This is a genomic window from Paenibacillus sp. FSL R10-2736, assembly GCF_038000245.1.
Classification (GTDB): domain Bacteria; phylum Bacillota; class Bacilli; order Paenibacillales; family Paenibacillaceae; genus Paenibacillus_AQ; species Paenibacillus_AQ phytohabitans.
On sequence record NZ_JBBOBN010000001.1, the window covers coordinates 5,543,978 to 5,570,878 of the forward strand.

Annotated in this window: 21 protein-coding genes; 4 read left to right on the forward strand and 17 right to left on the reverse strand. The window is 55.2% G+C overall.

The window, feature by feature from the left end; genetic code table 11:
• Positions 1-94: 94 nt before the first annotated feature.
• Both NSQ73_RS23685 and NSQ73_RS23690 read left to right on the forward strand, forming a co-directional pair.
• Entirely contained in the window at positions 95-676 is a 582-nt protein-coding gene (locus NSQ73_RS23685; protein ID WP_039306808.1) for an LOG family protein, read from the forward strand.
• 242 nt (positions 677-918) lie between these two features.
• Positions 919-2,424: an amidase gene (locus NSQ73_RS23690; protein WP_340988416.1), complete on the forward strand. Its 1,506-nt coding sequence runs from the start codon at positions 919-921 to the stop codon at positions 2,422-2,424.
• 715 nt (positions 2,425-3,139) lie between these two features.
• On the opposite strand, the gene NSQ73_RS23695 is transcribed toward NSQ73_RS23690, so the two are convergent.
• A complete protein-coding gene (locus NSQ73_RS23695) occupies positions 3,140-3,598 on the reverse strand; it encodes a GNAT family N-acetyltransferase (protein WP_340988417.1) in 459 nt (152 codons plus the stop codon).
• 215 nt (positions 3,599-3,813) lie between these two features.
• On the opposite strand from NSQ73_RS23695, the gene NSQ73_RS23700 reads away from it, so the two are divergent.
• Positions 3,814-4,083: an NUDIX domain-containing protein gene (locus NSQ73_RS23700; RefSeq protein WP_081969890.1), complete on the forward strand. Its 270-nt coding sequence runs from the start codon at positions 3,814-3,816 to the stop codon at positions 4,081-4,083.
• Positions 4,084-4,178: 95 nt separating this feature from the next.
• On the opposite strand, the gene NSQ73_RS23705 is transcribed toward NSQ73_RS23700, so the two are convergent.
• From NSQ73_RS23705 to NSQ73_RS23750, 10 genes are all read right to left on the reverse strand, one after another.
• On the reverse strand, positions 4,179-5,084 hold the full coding sequence (locus tag NSQ73_RS23705; protein ID WP_340988418.1) for an ABC transporter ATP-binding protein: 906 nt from the start codon (positions 5,082-5,084) through the stop codon (positions 4,179-4,181).
• A gap of 29 nt (positions 5,085-5,113) precedes the next feature.
• The gene (locus tag NSQ73_RS23710) at positions 5,114-6,256 is read right to left on the reverse strand and encodes a taurine ABC transporter substrate-binding protein (protein ID WP_039307777.1); all 1,143 of its coding nucleotides are present in this window, start codon (positions 6,254-6,256) and stop codon (positions 5,114-5,116) included.
• 37 nt (positions 6,257-6,293) lie between these two features.
• Entirely contained in the window at positions 6,294-7,193 is a 900-nt protein-coding gene (locus NSQ73_RS23715; RefSeq protein ID WP_083705135.1) for an ABC transporter permease, read from the reverse strand.
• A gap of 145 nt (positions 7,194-7,338) precedes the next feature.
• On the reverse strand, positions 7,339-7,653 hold the full coding sequence (locus tag NSQ73_RS23720) for a DMT family transporter (protein WP_076242570.1): 315 nt from the start codon (positions 7,651-7,653) through the stop codon (positions 7,339-7,341).
• Positions 7,653-8,156 carry a DMT family transporter gene (locus NSQ73_RS23725; RefSeq protein WP_340988419.1) on the reverse strand — a complete coding sequence of 168 codons (504 nt, stop codon included), beginning with the start codon at positions 8,154-8,156 and terminating at the stop codon, positions 7,653-7,655. The genes NSQ73_RS23720 and NSQ73_RS23725 overlap by 1 nt, the downstream gene beginning before the upstream one ends.
• A 22-nt stretch (positions 8,157-8,178) precedes the next feature.
• Complete coding sequence (locus tag NSQ73_RS23730) at positions 8,179-9,087, reverse strand: LysR family transcriptional regulator (protein ID WP_340988420.1); 909 nt, start codon at positions 9,085-9,087, stop codon at positions 8,179-8,181.
• Between the two features lie 109 nt (positions 9,088-9,196).
• Positions 9,197-9,541, reverse strand: coding sequence for a thioredoxin family protein (locus NSQ73_RS23735; RefSeq protein ID WP_340988421.1), 345 nt, complete (start codon positions 9,539-9,541; stop codon positions 9,197-9,199).
• A 2-nt stretch (positions 9,542-9,543) separates the two neighbouring features.
• Complete coding sequence (locus tag NSQ73_RS23740) at positions 9,544-11,673, reverse strand: alkaline phosphatase family protein (protein WP_340988422.1); 2,130 nt, start codon at positions 11,671-11,673, stop codon at positions 9,544-9,546.
• A 280-nt stretch (positions 11,674-11,953) separates the two neighbouring features.
• Entirely contained in the window at positions 11,954-12,811 is an 858-nt protein-coding gene (locus tag NSQ73_RS23745) for an AraC family transcriptional regulator (protein WP_340988423.1), read from the reverse strand.
• A 41-nt stretch (positions 12,812-12,852) separates the two neighbouring features.
• Positions 12,853-13,581 (reverse strand): DsbA family protein, encoded by a 729-nt coding sequence (locus NSQ73_RS23750; protein WP_340988424.1) that lies wholly within the window; start codon positions 13,579-13,581, stop codon positions 12,853-12,855.
• A gap of 298 nt (positions 13,582-13,879) precedes the next feature.
• On the opposite strand from NSQ73_RS23750, the gene NSQ73_RS23755 reads away from it, so the two are divergent.
• Complete coding sequence (locus NSQ73_RS23755; protein WP_340988425.1) at positions 13,880-16,774, forward strand: glycosyl hydrolase family 95 catalytic domain-containing protein; 2,895 nt, start codon at positions 13,880-13,882, stop codon at positions 16,772-16,774.
• 467 nt (positions 16,775-17,241) lie between these two features.
• Here NSQ73_RS23755 and NSQ73_RS23760 read toward each other — a convergent pair whose 3' ends face one another.
• The 6 genes from NSQ73_RS23760 to NSQ73_RS23785 all read right to left on the reverse strand — a co-directional run bounded on the left by NSQ73_RS23760 (position 17,242) and on the right by NSQ73_RS23785 (position 26,621).
• A complete protein-coding gene (locus NSQ73_RS23760) occupies positions 17,242-19,581 on the reverse strand; it encodes a glycoside hydrolase family 95 protein (RefSeq protein ID WP_340988426.1) in 2,340 nt (779 codons plus the stop codon).
• 61 nt (positions 19,582-19,642) lie between these two features.
• Positions 19,643-21,463 (reverse strand): right-handed parallel beta-helix repeat-containing protein, encoded by a 1,821-nt coding sequence (locus NSQ73_RS23765; protein ID WP_340988427.1) that lies wholly within the window; start codon positions 21,461-21,463, stop codon positions 19,643-19,645.
• A 67-nt stretch (positions 21,464-21,530) separates the two neighbouring features.
• A complete protein-coding gene (locus tag NSQ73_RS23770; protein WP_340988428.1) occupies positions 21,531-22,886 on the reverse strand; it encodes an SGNH/GDSL hydrolase family protein in 1,356 nt (451 codons plus the stop codon).
• Positions 22,887-23,041: 155 nt separating this feature from the next.
• Positions 23,042-24,721 (reverse strand): ABC transporter substrate-binding protein, encoded by a 1,680-nt coding sequence (locus NSQ73_RS23775; RefSeq protein ID WP_340988429.1) that lies wholly within the window; start codon positions 24,719-24,721, stop codon positions 23,042-23,044.
• A gap of 94 nt (positions 24,722-24,815) precedes the next feature.
• On the reverse strand, positions 24,816-25,721 hold the full coding sequence (locus NSQ73_RS23780) for a carbohydrate ABC transporter permease (protein WP_340988430.1): 906 nt from the start codon (positions 25,719-25,721) through the stop codon (positions 24,816-24,818).
• Positions 25,722-25,736: 15 nt separating this feature from the next.
• Positions 25,737-26,621, reverse strand: coding sequence for an ABC transporter permease (locus NSQ73_RS23785; protein ID WP_039307795.1), 885 nt, complete (start codon positions 26,619-26,621; stop codon positions 25,737-25,739).
• Positions 26,622-26,901 lie beyond the last annotated feature (280 nt).

Below are 26,901 nucleotides of genomic sequence, written 5' to 3' on the forward strand. Positions count from 1 at the left end.
CACGACATCGTGTGGTATCTTTGAAGTAGATACAGTTGCAACATCATACATGAAGCTATTTTCAGATACTTAGGCAAAGGAGAATCAGCATTATATGAAGAGTATCGCTGTTTTCTGCGGTTCGAATGACGGAGCTTCGCCCGTATACAAGGAGTATGCTGTTGCTCTGGGCAAGGAGCTGGCTGCACGGGGCATCACACTGGTCTATGGCGGAGCCACTGTCGGCCTGATGGGCGCGATTGCTGATGCCGTAATGCAGGCGGGGGGACGCGTGATCGGGGTTCTGCCCCATTTTCTCAAAAAAAGAGAAATCGAGCACACCCGCCTGACCGAACTGATTATGGTGGACTCCATGCACGAACGGAAGCTGAAGATGTCTGAGCTTGCCGACGGATTCATCGCCATGCCGGGCGGGCCGGGCACGATGGAGGAGTATTTCGAGATCTTCACGTGGGCGCAGCTCGGTCTGCACCAGAAGCCCTGCGGGCTGCTGAACGTCAACGGTTATTACGATCCGCTGATTGCCCTGTTCGGCAACATGGTCCAGGAGAAGTTCATGCAGGAGAAACAGCATTCGATCATGCTGAACGATACGACTGCGGAGGGAATTCTGCAGCAACTGGCTGATTATACCCCGCCTCCGGTGAAGAAATATCTTACGGATGAGCGGACTTGAAATGAGTACGACAACAGCCAACGTCCGAATCAGATTCTTGGAAGTCTAATATTCACTGCAGTGACTACTATAGCAAAAATACGCAGGGCCCCGATTGCAGCATAGGCTGCGGGGGTCTTGCTTGCAGTTGGGAAGTCTGGCGCTCCCGAAGTATACTATAGATGCTGGTCCCAACTATTACTATCCGCAGACGCATCTATAGCGATTATAGCCTGCACACCTGCCAGAAAGAGGTTGTTCACATGTCGTTGTCTTCTTATTCCGCTCATGATGCTCTGGGGCTTGCCGCCCTTGTTAAGGCACGTGAAGTCTCACCACGCGAGCTCGTGGAAACCGCCTTCGCCCGGCTCGATGAAATGAATCCGCTGCTGAATGCAGTGGTCCGTACCCGGCGTGAGGCAGCGCTGAAGGAAGCGGATGAGATGCCGGTTCTTGATGGTGACACTTCCCGGCCGTTTGCCGGCGTGCCCTTCCTGCTGAAGGATATCTCGCAGGCGATTGGCGGAGAACCGCTAACTTCCGGTGCCATGCTCATGAAGGACAATATCGCCAAACGCGACTCTAATTACGTCGCCCGTATCCGCCGCGGCGGCTTCATACCGCTAGGACACACGAATACCCCGGAATTCGGCCTCAAAAATATTACCGAGCCCCTGCTCCACGGCCCGGCGCGTAATCCGTGGAACCCCGCCTATTCCCCCGGCGGTTCCAGCGGTGGTGCTGCTGCGGCCGTAGCCGCAGGGATTGTTCCGGCCGCCGGAGCCAGTGACGGCGGCGGCTCCATCCGCATACCGGCCTCGTTCACAGGCCTGTTCGGACTGAAGCCGACGCGCGGGCGCACGCCGGTCGGCCCTGGCGTCGGCCGCCAGTGGCAGGGCGCGTCGATCGACTTCGCCCTGACGCGGACTGTGCGCGACAGTGCCGCGATGCTTGATCTGCTTCAGGTGGTGCAGCCGGAAGCTGCTTTTCAGACCCCGCTGTATCCGGGGGTCTATCTGGATGATCTGCTGAAGCCTGCGCAGCGGAAGCTGCGGATTGCGTACACTACAGCTTCGCCGGTGGGTACACCGGTATCGGAAGAAGCTGTACAAGCTGTGATGAACACTGTAAAGTGGCTGGAATCGGAAGGCTATGCGGTTGAGGAAAAGCTGAGTCCGGTTAACGGGGTCAGACTGATGGATAACTACTATACGATGAATGCCGGAGAGGTATCGGCAATGTTCCTGTCGCTTGAGAGCGGTATGGGCCGCACGATTGCGGCAAGCGAAGTGGATATTGTTACCTGGGTGCTGGCCGAAGCCGGTAAACAGGTCTCAGCTGCAGAATTCGTACACAGTCTGCATGAATGGGATGTGGCCGCCGCGCAGATGGCGGCGCTGATGGACCGTTTCGACCTGTACATCACGCCTGCGAATGCGGATTCCGCACCGAAGGTCGGGGAGCTGACCCAGACGCCTGAGGAGATTCAGCAACTGCTGGAAGTCAGCAGTCTGTCCAAAGACGCTCAGCGGCGGATGATCTACGAGATGTTCGAGCCCAGCCTAACCTATACGCCTTTCACCCAGCTAGCGAATCTGACCGGTCAGCCAGCGATGAGCGTACCAGTGCATCTCACGGCGGAAGGCCTGCCGATCGGGGTTCAGGTCATGGCCTCCAAAGGCCGTGAGGACCTGCTGCTCCAGCTGGCCGCTTGCTTGGAACAATCACCGCTGTGGGTAGGTATGCAGGGCAATCCGCTGTTTGCCTGATATGTATTTGCTGAGGCTGAGTGTGTGTAAAGCTGGACGAGATGCAGACTGACTGCGGCTGCGTGCGATGTACGCTGGCGGAACGAGGGCTATACGACTAATAAGTGGAATAACAACACTTAATTCCCTCGAAATTTTCGAATATGAGATTTTAGTTGGATAAACGACACTTAATTCCATGCATATTGGCTGATATGAGCATATTGGGCACAATTAAGTGTCATAAATCCATCTAATTCCGATTCAGCAGATGGCGCGAAAAATTAAGTGTCATAAATCCACTTATTACAGCTTCCGTCTGTAATTTCTCATAGTTCTGTCTATGAACGGATTAGCTGAGTATTATGAATATGCAGATTAGCCTAGACGCAGCTTCAGGTTGCTCACTGTGCATATGAATTGAAAGGTTACTCTTAATAGCAAAGGTTGTCACGGCAGGAATACTCTACATTTCATAACTCACACGCATCATGTAGGCTTGCCTGCCGGAACAACCCTATAATTGAATCACTTAGCGGGCCGCAGCCTGCGCAGGGGTTACGGCAAAAAGCACAGAAGAATGGCAAGGAGCCCCGCGGGCCAACCCGCTGATCCGGGACCGTGAAATATGCTTTTTAACATCTGCTTCATTACATATATTTCCTCGCACGCTCATTGTCTTGGTGCCAGCAACGCTCATTCAAAAGAATGACCGGGCAGGCTCCCCTGCTCTCCATCACTTAACCGCCAGCCGCAGACATCTCATATTAGAGTACTCATAGCCCGCAGCTTCATAAAAATGCAGCGCCCGCGCATTCTCCGCATCGGCCAGCAGGGTGATCCGCAGAAATCCGTGTTCTTTGGCGTAAGCCACTATGCCGTCCATGAAGAAGCGGCCGCTGCCCTGCCTCCGCTCTTCAGTTGCTACAATTAAATCTTCCAGCATGATTACCGGCCCGCCTTCGAACGTGCTGAACGCAAACACCAGATTCACCATACCAGCCACCTTATCTCCCCGTTTGAGCAGCAGTAATTGACCGCGTTCCGGATGCGCCAGAATCAGCCGCAGTCCCGCCCTCTGCTTATCCAGGTTAGCCGCCGCACTGGCGAAATCCTGCTCCATTCCAAACAGCTCCTGCAGCAGCAGGCACATTTCTTCCAGATGCTCTGTCCCGGCTTTGGCTATCGTCAGCATAGTCCCGTTTCATCTCCGTTTCCATTTTATTTGGAATGGCTTAAGGCTCTGATGATGCTGAAAATAGCGTGATGATTAATCTCTTGCCCCTATCATAAATGATTCCTGCCGTGATCAACTGTGACTTTTCCCCTGTGAAAAAGAAGGCCGCTAAACGATACTGTATGTGAGATTCTTGCAAGAAGCAGCCTACTACGAATAAAAGGACTGAGATCATGACCAGAAGTATTATTGTTACAGGCGGAGCCATTATTAAAGATAAATACGGCCGGATATTATTACAACAACGGTCTGATTACGGGGATTGGGGATTGCCCGGCGGGGGAATGGAGGCCGGAGAAACGATTGAAGAGACCATGATCAGAGAAGTTAAAGAAGAAACCGGACTTGAGGTCAATCACTATAATCTACTCTCCATTTATACAGGAGCAAGAATGATGTACACCTATCCTGATGGAAATGAAGTTGTGTTTGTCATGATCTGAAAGAAAAGGCCATAGGAATTCTAAGAACCTGATCATGTTCTATAAAATAACAGCAGGCGCCACGGACTTTGTTGTGTCCATGGCGCCTGCTGTTCCTACGGTGAATCCATCCGCGACACCAGATACTCGCGCAGGCTGCTGTACTCCCCGCCGCTGCGGATGTCAGTGAAGGAGCGGCTGATGCTGCCTTCCGTCAGCGGATTGGCGAAGTCCTTGACAATTCTGCCCGGTCCGGGATGCATGACAACCAGGCGGCTGGACAGCAGCAGGGCCTCATCCACATCATGGGTGATGAAGAACATGCACTTCCCGGTCTTGCGCCAGATCTCCCGCAGGTGGCTCTGCATATTCTCGCGGGTCAGAGCGTCCAGCGCGCTGAACGGCTCGTCGAGCAGAACGATCTCCGGCTCTGCAGCCAGGGTGCGGGCGATGGCCGCCCGCTGCTTCATGCCTCCAGAGAGCTGGTGGGGATACAGTCCGGCCGAGGCCGTAAGGCCCATCAGCTCCAGGAAATAAGCGACACGCTCCCTGCGTTCAGCCTTGGGCTGGTTCTTCATCCGCAGCCCGAACTCAATGTTACGGGCTAGCGTCAGCCAGGGAAAAAGGTTCGCCTGCTGGAACACCACGCCGACCTCGGAATCCGGCCGGGTATGGCGTTTGCCGTTAATGGCGATGCTACCCTGCGAAGGCTTCAGGTACCCGGCGATAATGTTCAGCAAGGAGGTTTTGCCGCAGCCCGAAGGTCCAAGGACTACAACGAATTCGCCCGGTGTCAGCTGCAGATTAACCTCCTGCAGCACCTGCCTTGCTGTGGCCCCTCTGCCATAGGTGAGGCCGATGCTCTCCAGCAGGATACCCTGTCCGCTGCCGTTGGAGGTTACCGGTACTGCAGCAGCTCCGGCCATACCGGAAGCCGCCCCCCTGCGTCCGCTCTCCCCGTAATTCCCGGCACTCAGTACACCTGTACCACCGGGACCGTCCAGTTTTTCTTCCAAGATCATCGCGCCATCGCCTCCTTGTCATTGCTGGTCTAATTACCGGTATACAAATCGCTCCGCAAAGCCTGCTGGTAGACCGAGAGGTCCGGTGAATCGGTGATCGACTTCTGCTCTACAAGGAAATCACCCGTGTCCTTCAGCAGCTGTCCGAATGCGCCCGGCTGATCCGGCGTGCCCATATATTCAGGGGCTGATTGCTGCGAGGCATCCAGCACGATAATTTCATTCATCGCCTTAAGGGTGGCTTCGGCGCTAAGTCCAAGCTCAGCAGACATCGCTTCCGCCGACTCCTGCGGGTGATCCCGGTAATATTTCACCGCTTCATCCAGCACAGCGATATAGCCCTTAACGGCATTCGGATACTTCCCGATGAAATCCTTGTGCACCACGCCGAACTCTCCGGTAATGCCGCCTTTGGCCGCCACATCGGCTGAGGTGATGATGACCTTGCCGCCATCCTCCACCAGCTTCGACTGGCTCGGCTGCCAGGTATAAGCGCCGTCGATATCGCCTCTCTGCCAGGCGGCAACGATGTCGGGAGCCTGCATATCAAGTATGGTAATGGATGCAGGATCAATGTTCTCCTGCTTCAGTGCCGACAGCAGGCTGAAATGCGAGGTGGAGCCGAAGGTGGTAGCGATCTTGTGGCCTTTGAGCTCGGCGAGGGAGCTGATTCCGGCAGCACTCTTGACTACCAGTGCCTCACTCTCGCCGATGACATCATGAATATAATAGATTTGATCCGGCAGACCCTGGGCCACACCGGACGCTCCCGGAGGGGTACCCAGCAGGCCGAAGTCGATTCCGCCGCTGGCAATCGCCACGTTCACGTCGCGGCCGGAATCGAACTTGAGCCAGGATATTTTGATATCGGGATATTTCTTCTCCAGCAGGCCGAGGGACTTGGCCAGCAGCTCTCCGTTTGGTGAGACCTGATAGCCGATGCGGATTTCCTTCGGCAGCTCTTCCGCCGCGGCAGGTGCTGGCGTAGCTTCCTCAGCCACCGCCGCAGCTGCCTCCGTAGCGTTGGCGTTCTCTGTGGCAGCCGCCGCTTTCGCTGTATTGCCGCTGTTCCCGCTATTGCTGGCAGAATTGCCGCAGCCTGATACCACCACCAGCAAAGCGAATATTGCCAGAAGGGTCCCTAAGCGAAACTTTGAATGAAGCTGTTTCATATATTTTCTACTCTCCTTTTATGAAAACCATAGTTATTCATTGCTCCGTCCAAGGCGATACACGCCGGATTAAGCTGCGGATAATCAGATCAATCACGATGGCGATCAGTGCCATGATGATAATGCCCAGATACATAATATCGCTGCGCAGGAACTTGCTCGCATCCAGCACCAGCCAGCCGACTCCAGATACGGCAGCCACCATCTCCGCAGCAACCAGCGTGGAATAGCTTACCCCGACTGCGGTCCGCAATCCGGTTAACAGCTCCGGCAGCACCGAGGGAAAGATCACGAAGGCATACAGCTTCCAACCCCGTGCGCCCAGCGATCTGGCCCCGTTGATCCGGTCCGGACTCAGCCGCTGCACACTGAACACGGCCGTAATGAAGAGCGGAGCGAAAGCCCCGAGAAACAGCAGCAGCACCTTCGACACATCTGTAATGCCAAACCAGAGAATGAGCAAAGTGTAGTAGGCAAGCGGCGGCAGCGGCCGGTAGAATTCGATAAAAGGATCAATAACCGCACGCAGCACCCGGTAACGGCCGCATAGAATCCCCAGCGGCACAGCCGTAACAAAGGCTGCGGCCAGCGCGAGAAACAGCCTGCGCATGCTGGTGCCGATATGGTTCAGCAGCGTTTGGCCTTTGTACCCTTCATGCAGAACATCGGTGAAGGCTGCCCATACGGTCTGCGGCTCCGGCAGGAACAGCGGATTCACCCACTCTCTGGCACTGACCAGCCACCACAGCAGCAGTGCGGCCAGCAGGGAAGCCACCGAAATTCCCCGGTACAGCCATTCTTTGGACCAGCCTGCTGCTGCAGGCGGTAACGCGGATGCCGTTGATTCAGCCGGATTCCGGCCGTTGCCCTTTGGTTCGCTAACGCTGATACTCTGCCCTTCCTCAGGACGCGCTGCCTTCGGTGTATTACTCTGCATGTTGCGGGTCTCCTCTCTCTTGCCGGCATACAAAAAGGCCTGACTCCAGCAAGCAGGGCAGTTTCCGCCCTTGCTCCGGCTAATCAGGCCTCCGGCTGTACGGTAGGCTTGTACCTGAATTCATGAATTTATTATTCTGAACCCGTTACGATGTCAGCCTTAAGCCGATCATGCCGATAATGATGATGGCCAGGCATATCAGTTTGGACGGTCTAAGCGATTCTCTATACACCATGGCCCCCAGCACGACCGCTCCGCAGGAGCCGATGCCCGTCCACACGGCATAGGCCGTCCCGACAGGTATCGTCATTACCGAGCGCGACAGGCAATAGAAGCTAAGTGCAAGGGCGGCAACTGCGGCAACAGAGGGCCAGAGATGCCGGAATCCCCGGGAATATTTTAATAGAGGAACACTGGCGACCTCCGACAATCCGGCAATGATCAGCAGCAGCCAGCCCACTAGCGCAGGCCTCCTTGTTCACGGTCTGCCGGGGACGTCGTTGACAATGGCATGAAGTGCCCTTTCTTCAGTGCCCGGCCAGGCTCACCGCCCCGGAGCGCTGCATCTGCTTCACCGCCGCCTTCCTGCGCCACACTCTCATCCCCAGCCGTCAGCTTCAGGCAGATCATGCCACAGAGCAGCAGCAGAATGAAGAAGATCCGCCAGAAGCCGGCGGGTTCGTTCAGCAGCAGCATTCCGGCGGCGGCAGTGCCTGCCGCCCCGATGCCGGTAAATACGGTATATGCGGTTCCAACCGGCAGCCGCATTATGGCTTTTACATATAAGGTATAGCTTATTCCAATGCAGCACAGGACGAGCAGGCTCGGCCAGAACATGCGGAAGCTTTGACTATATTTCAGCCCGGTGGCCCAGAAGACATCTACCAGCCCTCCGGCAGCAACATAGAGCCAGGCTGAAAAGCTGCGGTCCTGCAATGCAGAAGTCTGTTTCAGTGCATTCATATCCCTGCTTCTCCTTATCCGTCTAGCCGATGAACTGAAGCATGGAGCTGAAGGATTTGATCGTTTCCATCATTTCTTTCTCCATTAAGGAGAGATGGTGCCGCTTCGTCCAGGCCAGGACAATCAACACATCCAGCTCCGTATCAGCAATATCGAGCGGCACAATGCTGCCCTTGTTCAGGAAATAATCACTCATGAATTTCGGGGCAAAAGCGGCGCACAGGTTCTGGCCGATCACATTCTCCAGCATCGGAAAGCTGTCCAGCCGGTAGGCTACGTTGTAGTCTCCGTGCTTCTGCAGCAATTCGGACACCCAGCAGTCGGTGGCGAACTCTGTATTATACAGCACCAGCGGCTGGGCCAGCGCTTCCTGCAGGGGAACTGCCCCCCGGCCTGCCAATTCTGAGTCCTTGCTGACAAGCAGCACCAGCCGGTCGCGGAACAGCTCTTTGATGCAGAGATCCTTCTCCTCCGGTTGTCCGCAGGTCTTCATAACGACACCGAAGTCCGCCTTGCCGGCCGCAATGTCGCGCAGATTATTGTTCGATTCCCCGACCTTCATCAGCACATTGACACCCGGATGCCTATATTTGAACGTAGTTAGCGCATTGACCATGATCGTGTTGCTGATGAACGGCTCCACCGCAAGATGGATACTCCCGGTCATGGCCTGCGTATTCTCCTCAGCCAGTGCCTTGATGTCTTCCAGCAGGTCGATAGCTTCCATCGCCTTCTGAATCACAGCCCGACCGACATCGGTCGGCTGAACCCCCTGGTTAGTCCGCTTAAACAGCAGAATGCCGAGTTCAACCTCAAGCTTGGACACCGATGAGCTCAGCGCAGGCTGGGAAATGTAGGAGCGCTCGGCAGCCGTCGATATGGAGCCCGTTTGGGCTATCGCCACAATATGATAGAGCTGTTCCAGACGCATGGCTTCTCCCTCTTGATTCTTAATAGCCTCATTATATAACTATAAAACCAATGTGACTACTAGGAAAAAAGTCTGCTTCATCTCCTGATGCGTCCTGCTGCGCCGATGTTCAAGGCACCCATTGCTTTAACTGCTCCACCAGTACCGGATGCGGGTGAAACCCGCCAAGCCGCACCTTGACCTCGCCGTTCAGGAACAGCACCAGCTGCGGGATGCCCCGCAGGCGCAGACTCTGAAACAGCAGCCGGTATTTGCCGGCATCTACGCCATACACATTCATCCGGCCCTGGAAATCATGGGCTATGGCCTCGGCTACCGGGAACAGCTGCCTGCAGATTTTGCAGCGCCGGGAGCCGAAGAAGACAAGTACAGGACCTTCACTGCCGAAAGCGAGCGCTTCGAATTCACTGTCCGTAATATGGGAGACCGGCCTGCGCGGAATTTCCGGGCGCATGCTTACGCTCCGCCCCCCGTACCTGCTGTCACTGGCTCTCCCGCCTCTGCGGGTTGTCCTGCCGCCGGGATATCCTCCTCCGCAGAACCGGCCAGAATCTGATAGATGATCCCGCCCTCAGCATTCTCCGGCACCGGGGACCCGGTAAGATGGCAGATGGTCGGCACGATATCAACGACTTTGACTTTGCGGTCGATGACTTCCCCGCTCTTCACCCCGGCTCCCAGGGCAATAAACAAAGCTCTCATGGAGTACCCCAGCAGAGTATGGTTGCTGAGGCCGTTCCCGTGGCAGCGGGTGAAGTCAGGCTCAAGGATGTAGAAAATATCGCCGGAGTTCTCTCCGCCAAGACCCACGACTTCCATGTCATTGCGGTTCAGCGCGAAGCTGATGACTCTTCTGCCTGTCTTGGGATCACGGTAGCTGTACAGATCATCGATGATTTTCGCTACAGTCTTGCCATAGTCCGCCGGATCTACAATCCCCTGCGGATCACGGCCTTTTACATTGAGATAAATGAAGGTAGCGCGCTGGGCAACAGCTGTCGTCCGGCTCCAGTCAATCTCATAGCTGCCTCCGTTTTCCTTAAGCTGCGTGTACCCGAGGTCACCGAGAATGCCGACGTTGATGCCCCACATGTCGCCGATCAGCGGGTGATCAGTCTCCGGATTCTTCGCGACTCCTGCATGGTCCGAGACAATAAAGGCCGCCGTCTCGCCGTCCAGCCGGTCCAAAAGAGTGCTGATGAAGCGGTCGCTGATCTCATAGATTTTATAGATAATCTCCTGATAACGTTCATACTCCGCAGACGCAGCGGGCAGCGTATGGTCCAGGTAGAAATGATTGAACATATCAATACCATGCATGTGAGTGTAGAACAAATCCCACTCATTATTATCCAGCAGATGATTGATCGCATCCACATGCCAGCTGTACATTTCCTCAATCGATTCCAGCAGCACCTGATCCGCCTGCGGATTCAGACGGCTGTAATTGGAAGGCTGTAGCATCGGCCCGACTTTGCTGTATAGCTCCTCCCCGATATTTTGCGGATAAAAGTATTTGCCCGTCTTCAAATCGAGCACATATGAGGCGTAGAACTTAAAGCTGTTACCGGAGGGGTCCAGCTCCAGCACACGGATTTTGTAGGCGACTGGAATGTCCGCGCCCTCAATGCTGTAGGTGTCATAGATCCAGCCGCTCCATTCTCCGGGTCCGGCTTCACCGAGAGGCACCGCTGCCGTTTTGGAGGCATAAATCTGAACCCGGCTGTAATCCCCTTGATCATCGGCAACCAGCAGACCGTACCGTCTGGCCTGGCCGTTATTTACCGGAACCGCGAACTCACGCGCTCCTGCCGGAGCAGAAGTCCAGCCTTCAGCCGCTCTCAGCGGCGTATAGATCTGATCCGCAGTCGGCACATCTGCAGACAACTCTCCATCCTGGGTCGTTGTGACCAGCCCGGGCTGGGTATAGCCATAGCCTTCGTAGGTATCCTTGCTGATCTCCGCCTTCTGCGACGTTTCTTCCCCTTCAAACCGGCAGTTGGCCCCGGTATTATCCACGACATGGGGGATTTCGATTAGCTCGGCATATTCCGAGCGGCCTTCATATACTTTCTCATAGTCAATGTAACCGCGCAGATTGGTGTAGATGCTTGTTCCGTCTACATAGATTGCATCCTCCACCTGCGGCGGCCAGGACGTTGGATAGTTGAAAATAATACTCTTTTTGCCCGCCCGTGCATAAGCCTGCCAGATCGTCTCCGCCTTCAGAAGCCCCGAGTCAAAGCCATAATCCAGCACATCCAGCTCATTGCCGAGCGTATGGTTCCAGAAGCAGGTAATGCCGTGGGTCGCCGGATACGCGCCCGTAGCAATGGATGCCCAGTTCGGCGGCGTTATCGCCGGAAGCACGCTCTGCATACCCAGATCGCTGGTGGTTACACCGGCATCGAGCGCTCTTTTGAAGCCCGGAAGCTTGCCTTCTGCCACATATTTGCGGATGACTACCGGATCTGCACCGTCCAGACCCAGCAGCATTACCTTCTTCGCTTTGCTGTTATTGTTGTTGCTGTTATTGTTGTTGCTGTTGTTGCTGCTGCCGTGAGCACCGTCTTTGCCGTTTGCCATAACCTCACTCCGTCCAGGGATTTTTAGATATTCCTATGAGATAACTAGGAATTAATCTCTGTGGTCATTATAGACGGCAGCCCGTGCGTTTGTTAAATAGACGTTGCTTATACGGGTATAAGCGGCGCTTATCCCCGCAGAACAAGTGGAAACGGCTTTGCAGTCCTTATAAAGGGCGGGATCGTTTCAGCGGGATCGTTTCAAAGCGAAATATCCCGCCCCATTACAGGGGCAGGATATCCTCTGGACTCGCTATTCCGCTTCAGTCCGGAAGCTTAGCTCAGCGCGTGCGGAACTCCCGTGGAGTCTGGCCGGTCTGGCGGTGGAAGAGGCGGGAGAAGTAATGGAGTGAGCTGAAGTGGTATTTCTCGGCAATCTCAGTAATACTCAGCGGGCTATGCAGCAGGTCTTCCTTGGCCCGGTTGACCCGGAAGCGGTTCATATACTCCACAGGTGAGGCCCCGGTAGATTTGCGGAACAGCTCGAAGAAATGCCCCCGGCTCAGCTGAAGACTGCTGTAATATGCCTCCAGCGGCTTCGGTACATCATGCAGCAGATCCTGCTCCATCTGCTCGAGCAGTGAGCTGATCCTCCGGTCCGGAATGGGCTGGCCGCTCAGCAGCAGATGCAGCAGATCATCAATAAACTCCTGGAAATGGCGCTGAATCGTCAGATTGCGGATGAAGGTCTGCTCATTATCGAACTCCCCTGTCTTGTAGAACCTCTGAAACCGCTCTGTCCACCCGCGCAGCAGCCCCACATCCATGGACAGCGGAAGCGGATACGGGAAAAGAGGGCCCAGTAGCTCCTCCTTCAGCTGCTCCGGCTTATAGCAGATCGGGCAGGCCCAGTCGAAGACGCCCTCCCGGTCCACATGATGCCAATCGAAATAGCAGCACTGATGAACCATGGGTTCGGCAGCGTCTGCACGCCATTCATGAAGCTGCCCGGGCGGGAGATGGATCAGCATTCCCGGACTGACCCGGTGGGCATGTCCCCCTGTTAACAGTGTCCCGTAACCTTCGCTGATCAGGTAAACCGAGCTCATATAGCAAATTCTCGGAGAGCTGGATTGCCCTTTGGCAAAGGGATAGCGGGTAGCCAGATAGACGTAAGGATGCATTGCGGAAAAGTTCATATGCTCCTCCTCCTCTCCCTTCCTTCCTTTCGTTGGTGCGGTTACTCTGTAACGTTCGAAGCCTGCGCGGCTTCAATGGCAGCTGCCAGCTCTTCGTAAGATGAACCCGGCAGCAATTGGCCGTTCACCATAAACTTCGGTGTCCCGTTCACCCCGTAATTTCCTGCGGTTTTGAAATCCTCCTTGACCGGAAGCATGTAAGTACGCGCCTGCAAATCCTTCGCGAAGCGTTCATAATCAATACCGCTGATGTTGTCCTTCACGAAATTAAGCATAAACTGCGGGGTAGCCCAAATCTTCGTCTCATCCCCCTGATGGTCGTACAGCTTGCTCATGAATTCCCAGAATTTATCGTTGTCCTGGGCAAATACCGCTTCACCCGCGCTGGCTGCCATAATCGAATCCCGGTCGATGAAGGCGAAGTTAATGAAGAACAGCTCTGCCTTGCCGGTATCTATGAATTCCTGTTTGAACTGTTCAAAATAGGTCTCCTTCCACTTCTTGCAGGCAGGACACTTGAAATCGGCGAATTCAATCACCTTGGCTTTGGCTGTGGTGCTGCCGAGATGCGGCTGCTTCTCATATTTCAGGCCCTCTGCATTGAAGTCTCCGCGGATTTCCGTATAATTGGGCAGTCCGTCCAGTTCGCCCGCCGCCTTGGTCCGGGTAAGGAACACCACGGATACGGCCAGTACCATCACACAGATTACGATGACCGGAACTGCGAAACCGGAACTTTTCTTTGTTTGTTTTACCTTCGATTTAGCCATTGCTGTTTATCCCCCTAGATAAAATAGATGCCGCTTATTGATAGCGCTTTCTATGCTGAATATAAGCTGGAGGATATTTCAGCGTAAAGGTACACTTGCGGCAGCAGGGTACCTTTCCCCCGTTCAGACTGGGCGTGACAGTCCAGCGTTAATTCACCCGCCGATCGTGCAACAACCGGACCCTCTGCTAAATACTTTCCTGCGGGATTCGCCTACGATTTATGTCAGGTAAACCCTATAGACGGTTTAGTACATTTATAAAAACAGGTCAATACAGCTTGGAGGAGGCATAACTAAGATGAAAAAAACTAAGGTATCATCGGTGACGGAGGGTGCGGAGGCGGCGAAGGCAGAGGTGGTGGAGCTTGGGATGGCTGGAGCGGTGGCGGCGGCAGAGGATAAGGAGGAGTTTGGGGCGGAGGCTGGGGCGGCAGATTCTATGGCGGTCACTTCGGTAGAGGCTAGGACGGAGGCTGGGGCAGCAGATTCTATGGTGGTCACTTCGGTAGAGGCTAAGGCGGTAGCTGCGGAGGTAGATTCTATGGCGGTCACTGCGTTAGAGGCTAAGGCGGAGGCTGGGGCAGCGGCGGATTGTACAGCGGCGGGCGGTCTGCTTCATGCCCAGGAACAAGCGGGGCGGCATAATATTACCTTCAGCGGTCCGGCGGCGGATTTCTTCGAAGGGGCGCTGCTGGGCAACGGCGGGCTTGGTGTGGTGGTGACCACCCGGCCGGATGCGGTTATGCTGCACTTCGGGCACAATAATGTCTGGGATATCCGCATTGCCGAGCATCATGCAGAAGAGATTATGACCTTTCAGGAGGTGTTCGACCGCTTCGCTACGCTTCCTGCTGATCTCCGCCAGCTTACGGACAACCCGTGGTACCGCGAATACTGCGAAATGGCCGGAGACAACTACAGCAAGCCCTACCCGCGCCCGATGCCCTGCGGCTCGCTGCTGCTCCGGTATGACCGGCGCCGCGCGGAGGTACTCGGCCACACGGTGCATATTGGCGACGGACGCTGCACGGTTGATTTCCTGATCAACGGCAAACCGGCGGTGTTCGAGCTGTTTGTGGAGGCGGAGCAGGACCGGGTGTGGATGTCGGTAACAGATACGGCGACCGGTTCGCAGGTTCCGCTGTTCCATGAGGCCAGGCTCATCCCCGATCCCAACACACCGCAGGAATTCCCCCCGGCGCAATGGGATAATGACGCTGCGGCTGGCTTGCTGGCTTTTACACAAATTCTGCCACACATGGAGTTCCCCGCTTCGCCGTACATTCCGCATGAGCGGGACAAGGCGTTCCGGCTTGCATTCCGGCTTCCGGGGGCAGAATTCACCGGCAGCGGCAGCATTGCCCGGCTGGATATCTCCGGGAAATCCAGCGGCTTCCTGGCCTGCGCAGAATTGCGGGAGGGACCGGCAACGGAGATAGCGACTGGCGGAGTTAGGTGTGGAGCCGGATATAAGTCCAGACCTGGAGTCGGAGCGAAATCTGGGGTTGTGCCACAAACCGGAACCGGAAACGGGTCCGGAGCCGAACACGGGTCTGAAGCCGATGCTGGAGCTATAGCTGACACCGGAACTGTAATGTGTGCTCAGCCTGGACCTAGCGCATCTGCTGGGATGAACGCGCCGACACGCGCCGGTTACGACCATGCGCTGGCGCAGACCCGGGAAGCATGGCGGGAATACTGGGGGCATTCGTTTGTCGCCTTGGAGGACGAATTCCTGGAGCAGATCTGGTACCGCAATCTCTACTTCCTGAACTGCTCCGTCAAAGCGGGAATAACCTGCCCCGGCCTGTTCGCCAACTGGAGCTACGGCTCCATCGGAGCGGAATGGCACGGAGACTATCATATGAACTACAACACCCAGCAGCCATTCTGGGTGACGTTCTCCAGCAACCATCTGGAGAAGCATCTGCCCTACTCAGACATGGTGGATCATGTACTGCCGGTCAGCCGCAAGTGGGCGCGTAACTATTACGGTCTGCCCGGCGCCTATTTCCCGCATTCAGCCTATCCGGTAGCAATGAACATGATGCCTTACCCTGTTCCGCATTGGGGCTGGGAAATATGCGAGACCCCATGGACTGTACAGAGTTTATGGTGGCATTATCTATATTCCATGGATAAGGAATTCCTGCGCAGCCGCGCCTTCATGCCTATGAAGGAAGCCGTCCTGTTCATGACGGCTTATATGAAACGTCCCGAAGCTTATGGTCAGCCTTGGGAGGACGGCTGCTATCATATTTTCCCGACAGTGGTGCCTGAGTTGTATGAGATCACGCCGGGATTCGCCCGCAACAGCGATTGCCTGATCGATCTGACGCTGACCAAATTTATCTTCCGGGCATTCATCAGTGCCTGTGCCGTTCTGGGAGAGGATGAAGCAGAAGGAGCCCTGTTAACAGAAGTACAGGACATCCTGAATCACTTCCCGGAGTATCCAGCAGCCGAATCCGCTTCGGGCCGTGTATTTGTATCCGTAGCTGGCGAAGATCCGGACACCGTCTACAATGTCCCGGTTCCGCTGACCACCGTCTTCCCGGGGGAGGAGCACGGTTTGCATTCTCCTCCGGCAGAGTATCAGACGGCGGTGAATACTTACCGCAATCATCTCAATGAAGGCGGCAATGAGCTGGTGTTCCAGCCTCTGGCCGGGGCACGGCTCGGTATCCTTGATCTGGAGCGGTTCAAGCGGCAGATCCGGTACTGCCTGCTGCCTAACGGCACCTGCACAGATAAAGTGCTGATGAGCGGCGGGCGTTACTCCGATACGGACGACTTCAGCTTCATGGCGCGCATGGGTATCTGGTTCGAGAATTTCGCCCTGCCCACCGTTATCAACGAATGCCTGCTCCAGAGTTATAACGGCGTGCTGCGCTTTTTCCCCAACTGGCCGGAGCATGACAGCGCAGAATTCCGCACCCTGCGCGCGGTAGGCGGCTTCCTGGTCAGTGCGTCCATCCGGGCAGGTGAAGTGCAGCAAATCGAGGTGTTCAGTGAAGCAGGAGCTCCGTTATCCTTCTATATTCCTTGGGAGCAAGGGGCCGAATGTACCCGTTCCTCCGGGGAGATGCAGACCTTCGCAGGTATGGCCGCGGATATGCAGACTTCTGCCGGGGAGACGGTCATCGTCGTTAAGCGGGGGAATACACCTAGTGTATCGTCAGAATCAAACTAGGAAAAGCCACTTTGGCAGCTTGCTTGCTGAGGATTTGCAATGACTGGATTACGGTATATGCGGCAGGCTTAATCTTAGTTGCACTTTGTACAACTATATTAACTGATTTAGAACGGATTATCCGTTTAGTTGTATTCCGTACAATTAAACTGCCGTACTTAGATGGTTTTTACCGATTCGGACAAATTTAGTTGTACAGACTACAGTTATAAGAGGCGAGCAGCCCTTTTCGCCTTTTTTAGTTGTACATTATACAACTATCACGAAATTCCCCGTTGGAACTGAATACTCAAATTGCTGCATGTATGAAATGTTTGAATGAACTCACTACTCTAGCTCTGATGTAGTACGATTCAGTCGACAGTTCCATAGCGCCATAGTCCCCTAAGGCTTCATTCCCGCCAAGAACACACGGTTATCGTACAAAAGCAGCAAATAAGCGGGGGCGAATTTCACCCCCGCTTTTCTTACGCCAATAGCTCCAGCCGGCTGCCCAATTTGTAGCTTCCGCCTGCTTCCGCCTGGAAGTCTGTTCGTACATCACCCCATCGCACCGTCACCGTTCCCGGAGAAAAGGTACGGACCTCGGCTGCAGTCAGCCGGCCGTTATCCCAGGCAACATCCACTTCCGCATTACCCTTGGCCCGCAGGCCGGATACCGCTCCAGTGCTCCATGCCGCAGGAAGGGCAGGCAGCAGATGAATCTCTCCCGCGTGGCTCTGCAGCAGCATCTCTGCAATCAGCGCTGTACCGCCGAAATTCCCGTCGATGACGAAAATATTGCTCTCCGCTCCGGCAATGCCCGATTTGGAGTAGGTGAACAGATTATCAAAGCACAGACCGCCGATCAGGTGAGAAATATGCTTATAGGCATTCTCCCCGTCATGCAGCCGGGCAAACCCGAGTCCGAACAAAGCCGCCGTAAACTCCACATCCTCCAGCTCGTTCTGTTGCATTCGGTTCTCCAGCGTAACTCTGGCTGCCCTGCTGAGTTCCGGTGTCCGGCCGGGAGTAATCTGATTGCCGGGGTACAGCGCGAACAGATGAGACAGATGCCGGTGTTCCGGCTGGGCTTCCTCATAATCCTCCAGCCACTCCTGCAGCTGCCCCTTCTTGCCGATCTGGAGCGGTGGAAGCTTAGCTGCAGCCGCCTGAAGCGTCTGCCGAAACGCTTCATCCTGGTCCAGAAGCGCTGCCGCCATCAGGCAGAATCCAAACAGCTCCCGGACCAGAATCTGGTCCATCGCCGGCCCCATGGACAGCTGCTGTGCTCCTTCCCCGGCATGACCGGGATAGAAGCTGTTCTCCGGTGAATTCGCCGGGCCGGTAACCAGCCAGCCATACTTGGGGTGGATACACATGTAATCGAGGAAGAAGATTGCCGCCTCTTTGAGCACCGGATAGGCCTGGCGCGCCAGGAACTCACGGTCAAGACTATATTCATAATGCTGTATCAGATGTGTGGCAAGCCATAGTCCGCCTGTAACATTAAGTCCCCATGAAGTCTCCCAGCCGGGAAGCGTAAATCCCCAGACGTTCGAAAATACATGCGCAACCCAGCCCTTGCTGCCGTACAGATTGCCAGCCGTTGATTTTCCCGCCTGTGCCAGCTCTTCAACATAGCGCATCAGCGGAAGATGGCTGTCCCCCAGATTCGTAATCTCCGTAGGGTAATAATTCATCTGGGTGTTGACGTCCAGATGATAATCACAGCTCCAGCCCATCCGGCAGGCTTCCCCGTCATTCCAGATCCCCTGCAGATGCATAGGCAGCGGCGAATCCGCCCGTGAACCGGCGATCGTCAGGTAACGCCCGTACTGCAGGAACAGCGCGAACAGCTGCGGATCATCCCCGCCGCCCCGGGCCAGGGATTGAATACGCTGACCGGTAGGGAGATCCGCCTTATCTGAGCGCCCCAGGTGAATATTCACCTTGTCATACTGGCTGCGGTAATCGGCAATATGCTCTTCTCGCAGCAGTTCATAGCCCTTGCCTGCCGCCTGATCAATGGTGCTGCGGCTTTCTGATTCCCAGTCCGCATCTGTACGGCGGTAATTCGTGCTGACGGCGAAGTAAATCCAGGCTTCATCCGCTCCGCTGACAGTCAATAGGCCGTCACCGCTATGAATCGAACCGCCGGATATCACCACCTTTACCCATCCTTTGGCATAGACTCCGCATGTGCCGTTGCTGTGTATATTTTCTATTGCCTGGCTCTTGAATTCCAGCATATCGCCTTCCACGGCTGCCGCTCTAAACGGCCTCGTCCCGTTCACCAGACTGAGCGAAAAGGACACTGTACCCGGCAGTCCGCCCCAGATTCTTGACGCTACCAGATTACCCGCATGCGAGGCAAAAACCTCACGGTGCAGCGTTGAACTCTTCCCCTGATGCACCGCTCCGGCCACCGCATTCGTCAGATCGAGCTCCCGCCGGAATTGTCCGGCATCTCCTGATTCCTGCTCCCGGTTCTGCATCTGCTCCGCAAAATCAATCACCACCTCGCATAGTCCGAGGTTCGTGCCGAAATTCTGCTTCTTAGGCTGCAGATGCCGCTTAGCCAGACGGTCGCCCCCTTCGTAATCCCCGCTGAAGAAATACTGGCGCATTTCCTCCAGCGCAGCCTTACCCCCTCCGGAGGAAGGTACCGGGTCGCTCTGCCCCGACCAGTAGGTGACCTCGCTCATACTCCATACTTCGCGGTGTGGAGCAGCCATCACGACTGCCCCTAATCTGCCGTTACCCAGAGGCAATCCCTGGGCCCAGCTCACTGCCGGCTCAGAATACCATAATTTAAAATCATTCATACCGCATTCTCCTGTCTGTCATAATCTGCCCGCCTCCAGCAGCTTCAAGGCATGCTTACACTCACTGTTCCTCTATGCAAAAAGAATTCTCTCTCAAGTCTACTTCGCTACAGGCCGTAAGCCGGATAGCCTTCTCAAGACTTGAGAACCTGTCCCTGTCCATGCTCTTGTCTTTGTCCTTGTCCTTGTCTTTGTTTTTGTCTTTGTAAATGCCCATTTTCCTGTTTCGATCTCCCGCATCTGCCGCCGCAACAACCACACGGTTATGCCTGAACGTTAGTCCCTGCGTGCTTCTGGCACTGAGAACCGGGGCATCTCCCGTCTCAAAGAGGTTGTGCTCAATGCGTATATTCCGGTGCACAGGCGCCCTGCTGTCCGCTTCCTTATTCTCCGGGGCTATGTGGATGACCGGAGCTTCACTGCTGCCGCAGGCAATGAAGGTGTTCCCGGTAATGATCATATCTCTGACAGCACCAGATTCATACCAGGACTCCGCATCGGCAGCAACCAGAATGGCGCTCATCTGCATCCGCTCGAATACGTTATCCCGGATTACTGTTCTGCGCCGCGTAGTCACCAGAATTCCCCTGGTCGGAATCCGCCGGAAAACATTCCCCCTGATCTCCACCTCAGGAGTCCAGGTGACATTCTCAATGACATCAGTTCCGCCGATGCCCGGCGGAACCGGCCCTTCCAGCGTTAACTCCAGTTCACGCGGATTCAGCTGCCGGACACCGGCAACCCGGCTGGCTGCATAAGCAGTCAGGGATTCCGCACGGACGAACTCAATCTCATCGCCCGGGTGAAAGGCCATGAACCCATACGACTGCGGATGCATAAAGCGGACCTTCAACGTATTTCCGGCAGGCTGCCCGGCAATCCGCAGATAGGTGCCGTGCACATTGATTGCATCATCATGTGCCCCACTAAAGCGGCTGTCTTCGATCAGAAGCTGTCCCCTGCAGCCGGACAGATGAATGAAATCGGCGAATCCGGCCACAGTCCGCCCGGTTTCAGGGCGCGGCGACAGTTCCAGCTGCCGGAAGACAAGATCCCGGCTGAACTGGCCCACGATCCCCAGCCCATGCATGAAATGCACACCTGCGTTCTGAAACGTCACGCCGGAGCACTCCGTGATGAAGATTCCGGCCTGATCCCGGATGCCGTCCCGTACCTGCAGGACATTCCCCGGGGTAGCCTCCGGCCGGAAACCGAAACAGAATCGCAGCCTGTGCGGGCCGATCTCTTCGACCTGCCGGGCCTCTGCCAGCCAGTTCTCCGTCCGCCAGGTTATGTTCTGCACGGGATCATAAACCTGCATCGGGCCTTCACGGAACCGCCAACCCTCGCCTGTCCAGTCCAGCCTGCCGCCGATCAGCTCATACCGAGAATCCGGGTGCACGGTGACTTCGCAGAAGTCCCCACCGCATTGCTCCACGGTCATCTCGGCTACTGTAGGCTGGACATAATCCAGATGCAGGTTGCGGATCTCCATGTCCGTGCAGCCGTCCAGAATCAGCATCGTCTGCTTTCCGTGGAAGAGGAACAGCGAGCCGTTCCCGTCCAGTGTCAGCTGACGCTGCCCTTTCAGCAGTAGCCCGGCGGTCTTGGTCACATCGGGAAGCTCTTCCTCGCTGGCCGTGTTGGTAATGTAATAAGGAACCCGGAGCGCATGGTCCGGGTAGAAATGATAGCTGCCCTGCGGACAATCCAGCAGCACCGGACCCTCCAGCCTGCCTGCGGCTTCTATTGCCCGCCGCATCGCAGGCTGGGTATCCCTGTCCGAATCCGGAACGGCGCCGAAGTCGGTCAGCCGGAGCACAGTCCGGTGAGCCGGTTGTTCATCGTCTGCGGGATGAATTTCGTGATGAATATCAAACACCTCCCGGATGAATGGTTATGAAGCAGACGGCTCATGAGTTGCCGGACTGCTCAGTTGCGGTGCTGCATCAGTTGTGCAGTAGCTTAAGCACCCGCAGGCCGGTCCCGGTACTCCGGCTGTCCTTGTGCACTGTATTGCGAATTGTAACCTGCAATACGCCGCGCTTCTCTTGAAGCGGGAATAGTGCCAGGATTGGACGGTAAGCATTCAGGCACCAGTCATCGAACAGATTGACTTCAGCGTAAGGCCCGCCGTTCAGCGAATATTCCACAATACCCGAGTCCGGCCCGTACAGCAGCACCAGTCCGGCACCTTGTCCCGTCACCGTGAAGCTGAATTCTGCCTGCGGATCATCTGTATGGGCATGTTCTGTAGAGAATCGCCAATTCATCAGCGGCTCCCCGGGCTCCAGCTCCTGGGTGCGGAAGCCTGCGGAATAGGCGGCGGCACTGTAATCCAGCAATCCGCCGTACTCATAATTCCGGATATCCAGCGGAATGGGCAGCAGCGCTTCCTCTCCTGCTTCCTGTATCAGCTGCACCGTCTCTTGCGCTTCGACTTCCTCTCCAGGTACTGCTGCTTCCTGTATCAGCAGCACCGTCTCTTGCGTTCCTGCTTCCTCTCCAGCTACTGCAGCTTCCCGCCCCGCTTCCTTATTCAGCACCGCCGTCTCTTGCACTTCTGCTCCCTCTCCAGGCACCGCCACTACCGGCCCCGCTTCCGGCCCTGCCTCCTCCAGCCACCCCGGCTGATTGCCGCCTTTCCCAATCTCCTGCTGCAAGTACTCCTGCACCAAGCCGGCATACAGCGCATGCCCCGCATCGAGCGGATGGTATCCGTCCGGAGCGAACCTCTTCCAACTCAGCTCACCTGTGTGGATCATGGTGTACACCTTTGCCGCACAGTCAATCGACGGAATGCCATAATGATCTGCCACCTCCTCATGCACGGCGATATTGAACGGCTTGTAGCCGGTCAGATTCTTGTCGGCTGCCGTGTACACGAAGATCAGCTCCGTCTCCGGTGACAGCCGCCGGCACTGGCGGACAATTCCTTCCATGCCGCGGATCGTCTCCCCGCGGTCTTCCCCGTCATTGACGCTGAATTCAACAAACAGCAGGTCTACGGGACCTTCCCGCAGTACATGCTCCTGCAGCCGGTGCGCACCGAAGGTGGAGGTAGTCCCGCCGACCCCGGCATTGATGCAGTTCACGGGATGGCCGGCGTAGAGCCTTTGCAGATATGCTCCGGTCAGTGCACGCCAGCTGGTGGCCTCCGCATCCGAAGCGCCAGCCCCTTCCGTAATCGAGCCACCCAGAAAAGCGGCTGTAAGCGGGGCAGCCCCCGCAAGCTTGCTTCTCATCCCGGGCAGTCCCCGGCGCGGTTCAATACCCGGAATGCCTCCGCTGTTCTGGTATTGCATAATTCCACCTCTTTACCAAATGAATAGGCCTTAGCCTTACTTGCGGTGAATACTTGAACGTGTTTGAACGTCCCTGCAAACAGCAATGCCGGCCAAGGAGGCCGGCATCCGTTTTGCAGCGTTCAGGCCGCCCGCGTTTCCGCGCTTATACAGCTTTATTTCGCTGACACATCATAAGCCTTCTGCAGAATCTCCAGATAGCGGTCCAGCTTCAGGTCCTTGAGACCTTTCACATATGCATCCCAGTCCTTGTTCAGATCCTTGTTGCCTGTAATGAACTGCAGCTCGTTCTGCTCAATGTAGTTTCTGAGGTTCGTCTGCAGCATGCTGGCTTCGTCGATGTCACTCGGGTCAATCCAGATCGACCAGAGCGGGAACAGGTCCTTCGGTTCATGGCCCTCATACAGCAGCGTAGCATCATAGAGTCTGCGTTCATATCCGTTGGAAGCATAGATATCTGTTCCCTGGACAAAAGTATCGCGGTACTCCTTCGGCATATAGAAGTGGCCCATTCCGCTCCAGCCCGCATTGCGCGGCGCTTCGCCTTCTGCCATCGGAATCTGCTTGATCACCGGCTTCGAATCCTTGCCGAGTGCCACATCGCCTTCACCCGGATCGGTCCAGTCAATGCCTTTCATGCCGCTGGCCGAATTGGTCTGGCCTTCCGGTGTGAACATGTAGTCCACCATTTTGATTAAAGCAATCTGTGCTTCTTCACTCGCTTTGTTGGTAATGACAAACTTGGCTCCCGGCGATACACCGCCTGCATCATGGGTTGCAAACGAGACTCCGGAAGGACCGGTAAGCGGAGCAAGCGGGTTGTAATGCGCTGAACGTGTGTTGCCAGGATCAATATTGATGAAGATGGCAGGGTGCATGCCCGCACCGGCGCCAAGAATTTCCGCATCGGCGTTCTCGCCGATTTTTTTGAACGCTTCAGCATTCTGGGTAAAAGCCCCCGGATCAATCAGCCCGGCATCGAACAGGGATTTGATATAGGTCAGGCCCTCTTTCCATTCCGGCTTGATGGCTGCCGATTCGACCTTGCCGTCCGGTGTCAGGTTGAGGTAATTGCGGTCATCGTCATAGACGAAGCTGTTCATCAGATAAGGAATAATCCGTACACCGAAATCTTCAGTGGAACCGCTCAGTGGCACTTCATCGGCCTTGCCGTTACCGTTCGGGTCCTGTGTCTTGAAGGCTTCCAGCATCTGCTTGAACTCTTCAGTAGTTTTCGGTTCTTCCAGATTCAGCTTTTTGAGCCATTCGGTGTTGATCCACATTTTGTTCGGATAAGAGCAGTGGAAGCATTCCGTGTAAGCACCCAGCCCGTAAATATTGCCGTCCGGCGCTGTGTTCAGCGTCTTCAGTGCAGGTGTCTTTTCCATCGCTGCCTTAATGTTCGGTGCATACTTGTCAATCAGATCATTCAGCGGCACAAGAACGCCCTGCTGGCCGTATTTCAGCACATCGCCCTGCGAGAATTCATCAATATAAGCGGTGAGCAGATAAGCATCAGGATAATCCCCGCTGGCCAGCGAGATCTGGCGTTTCTCTTTGGCTCCGTCAGACGGATTAATCTGCCAGTCGAACTTCATGTTGAATTTGTCCTGAAGGAAGGTGGTGAATTTATTGGTTGGAATATCAATGCCCGATTCCTGGACGGCAAAGACGCTCACCTCAACAGGTGCCGTTGCCGCAGCTGTATTTCCGTCCGCATTCCCGGTTGTGGCCTGGGCGCCCGAAGGGCTGTCTGTATTTTTGCCCGAGCATCCGCTGATCACAACTGTAAGTACCGTTACCAGCATTAACAGACTAATAAGGCTTTTCTTCAAAATCAATCACTCCCTTTTTTTGAGTTGAACAGGGTGGATATTTCTTGCTGCCGGCTGATGAACTCACCCCCTTTGCAGGTGTACATGCCAGGCCTCAGCCCTTAACGGACCCGACCAGCATCCCTTGAACGAAATAACGCTGCACAAAAGGATAAATCACCAGCACAGGCAGCGTAGCCACAACAATCAGCGCATATTTCAGAAGCTCCGCCATCTGCTGCCGTTCCACCATCGCCATTGCATCCATCGCTCCGGAGCTGTTGTTCTGGATAATAATACTGCGCAGCACCAGCTGAAGCGGGAACAGATCCGCCGTCTTCAGATAGATTAGTGCGTCGAAATAGGAGTTCCACTGCCCTACGGCATACATCAGCACCAGCACCGCAAGGATCGGCTTGGATAACGGAAGCACTACACTGCGGATGAACCGCATGTCACTGCAGCCGTCAATCTCGCTGGCTTCAAGGAGCTCCTCTGGAATTGAGGCCTGGAAGAAAGAACGGGCGATGATCACCTGCCACACCCAGATGGCATTCGGAATCAGGAGCGCCCAGCGGGTATCGATCAGGTGCATCTGCCGGACCACCATGTAGGTGGGGATCAGCCCGCCGCTGAAGATCATCGTGAACGTAATTACCATCATTAACGCATTCCGTCCAAAAAACGCTTTGCGCGACAAAGGGTAAGCAATCATTACCGTCAGCGTTACGCTGATCAGTGTGCCGGCCGCCGTATAAAAAATTGAATTGGCATATCCGGAAACAATCTCATGCGTGCTGAACAGCACCTTGAACGCCTTGAAGGAAATATCGACGGGCCAGAGCCACACACGGCCGGAGGTTACAGCCGCCGGGCTGCTGATGGAGCTGCTGATAATGAAGATAAGCGGGTACAGGACGGCTATCACCACAAGGATGAGCACCGTATAGACCACAGTGAGGAAAATCCGGTCACCGGTGGATTCTTTGATTTTTTGGGAAACTGCTGCCGAAGCGGCCATACGAGCACTCCTTTCCTACCAGATGCTGTTGTTGGTGATTCGTTTGGCCAAGCCGTTAACCGTAAGCAGCAGGACCAGATTAATCAGGGAATTGAATAAACCGACTGCGGTAGCGAAGCTGTAATTGGCATTCAGCAGGCCGATCCGGTACACATACGTAGCGATGATCTCGGAATTGACGATATTCAGCGGATTCTGCAGCAGATATACCTTTTCGAAACCGATCGCCATCACGTTGCCCACATTCAGGATAAGGATAATCACAATCGTCGGGACGATGCCCGGAAGGTCGATGTGGCGGATTTTCTGGAACCGTGAAGCTCCGTCCACCTTGGCGGCCTCGTACAGCGTAGGGTCAATGCCGGCCAGGGCGGCCAGATAGATGACGGCGCTATAGCCTGCGGTCTGCCAAATATCGGACCAGACATAAATCGAGCGGAACATGCCGGGCTCCCCGAGGAAATTCACCGATTCCAGCCCGAAGAAATTCAGGGCAATATTGGCGAAGCCGAGGCGCGGAGCGAGAAACAGCATAATAATCGATACCATGACCACCGTCGAGATAAAGTAAGGTGCGAAGGAGACCAGCTGGACAAACCGTTTGAACCGTCCGCCGCGGATTTCGTTGATCATCAGTGCCAGCAGGATTGGAATCGGGAACCCCGCCAGCAGCAGGAAGCCGCTCAGCAGAATGGTATTCTTCACCAGCGTCCAGAACATCGGATTCTCGAAAAAGAGTTCAAAATTCCTGAAGCCTACCCATGGACTGCCCCATATGCCTTTGATCACGTTATAATCCTTGAACGCCAGAACCGCATTCGCCATCGGATAATACTTGAAGATCAGAAAAAACAGCAGAGGTGGAATGACCAGCAGATGGAGCTGCCAGTGCTTCAGCATGCTTTTTCCGGCGTTAGAGAGCCAGCTCTGGCCTTTCCTCCGGGGCGCCGGCTTGTTGTTTAATATCAGATTCTTCTCCAGATTAATCCCCCCTAAAGTTGTGCCAGCGTGTACTGCGTTGGTTTGTGCTCATGATTGTACCTCGTGCAAAAATCGCTGCGGAAGCGTGTGACTGGTTTCCGTGTGGCTTCGTTAGTTCATTTTGCGTAAAACTTGCTGCGGAAGCAGGTACTTGGTTGTGCTAAGTTGCTTCACTTGGATTGCTTCAAGCAGAACTTGC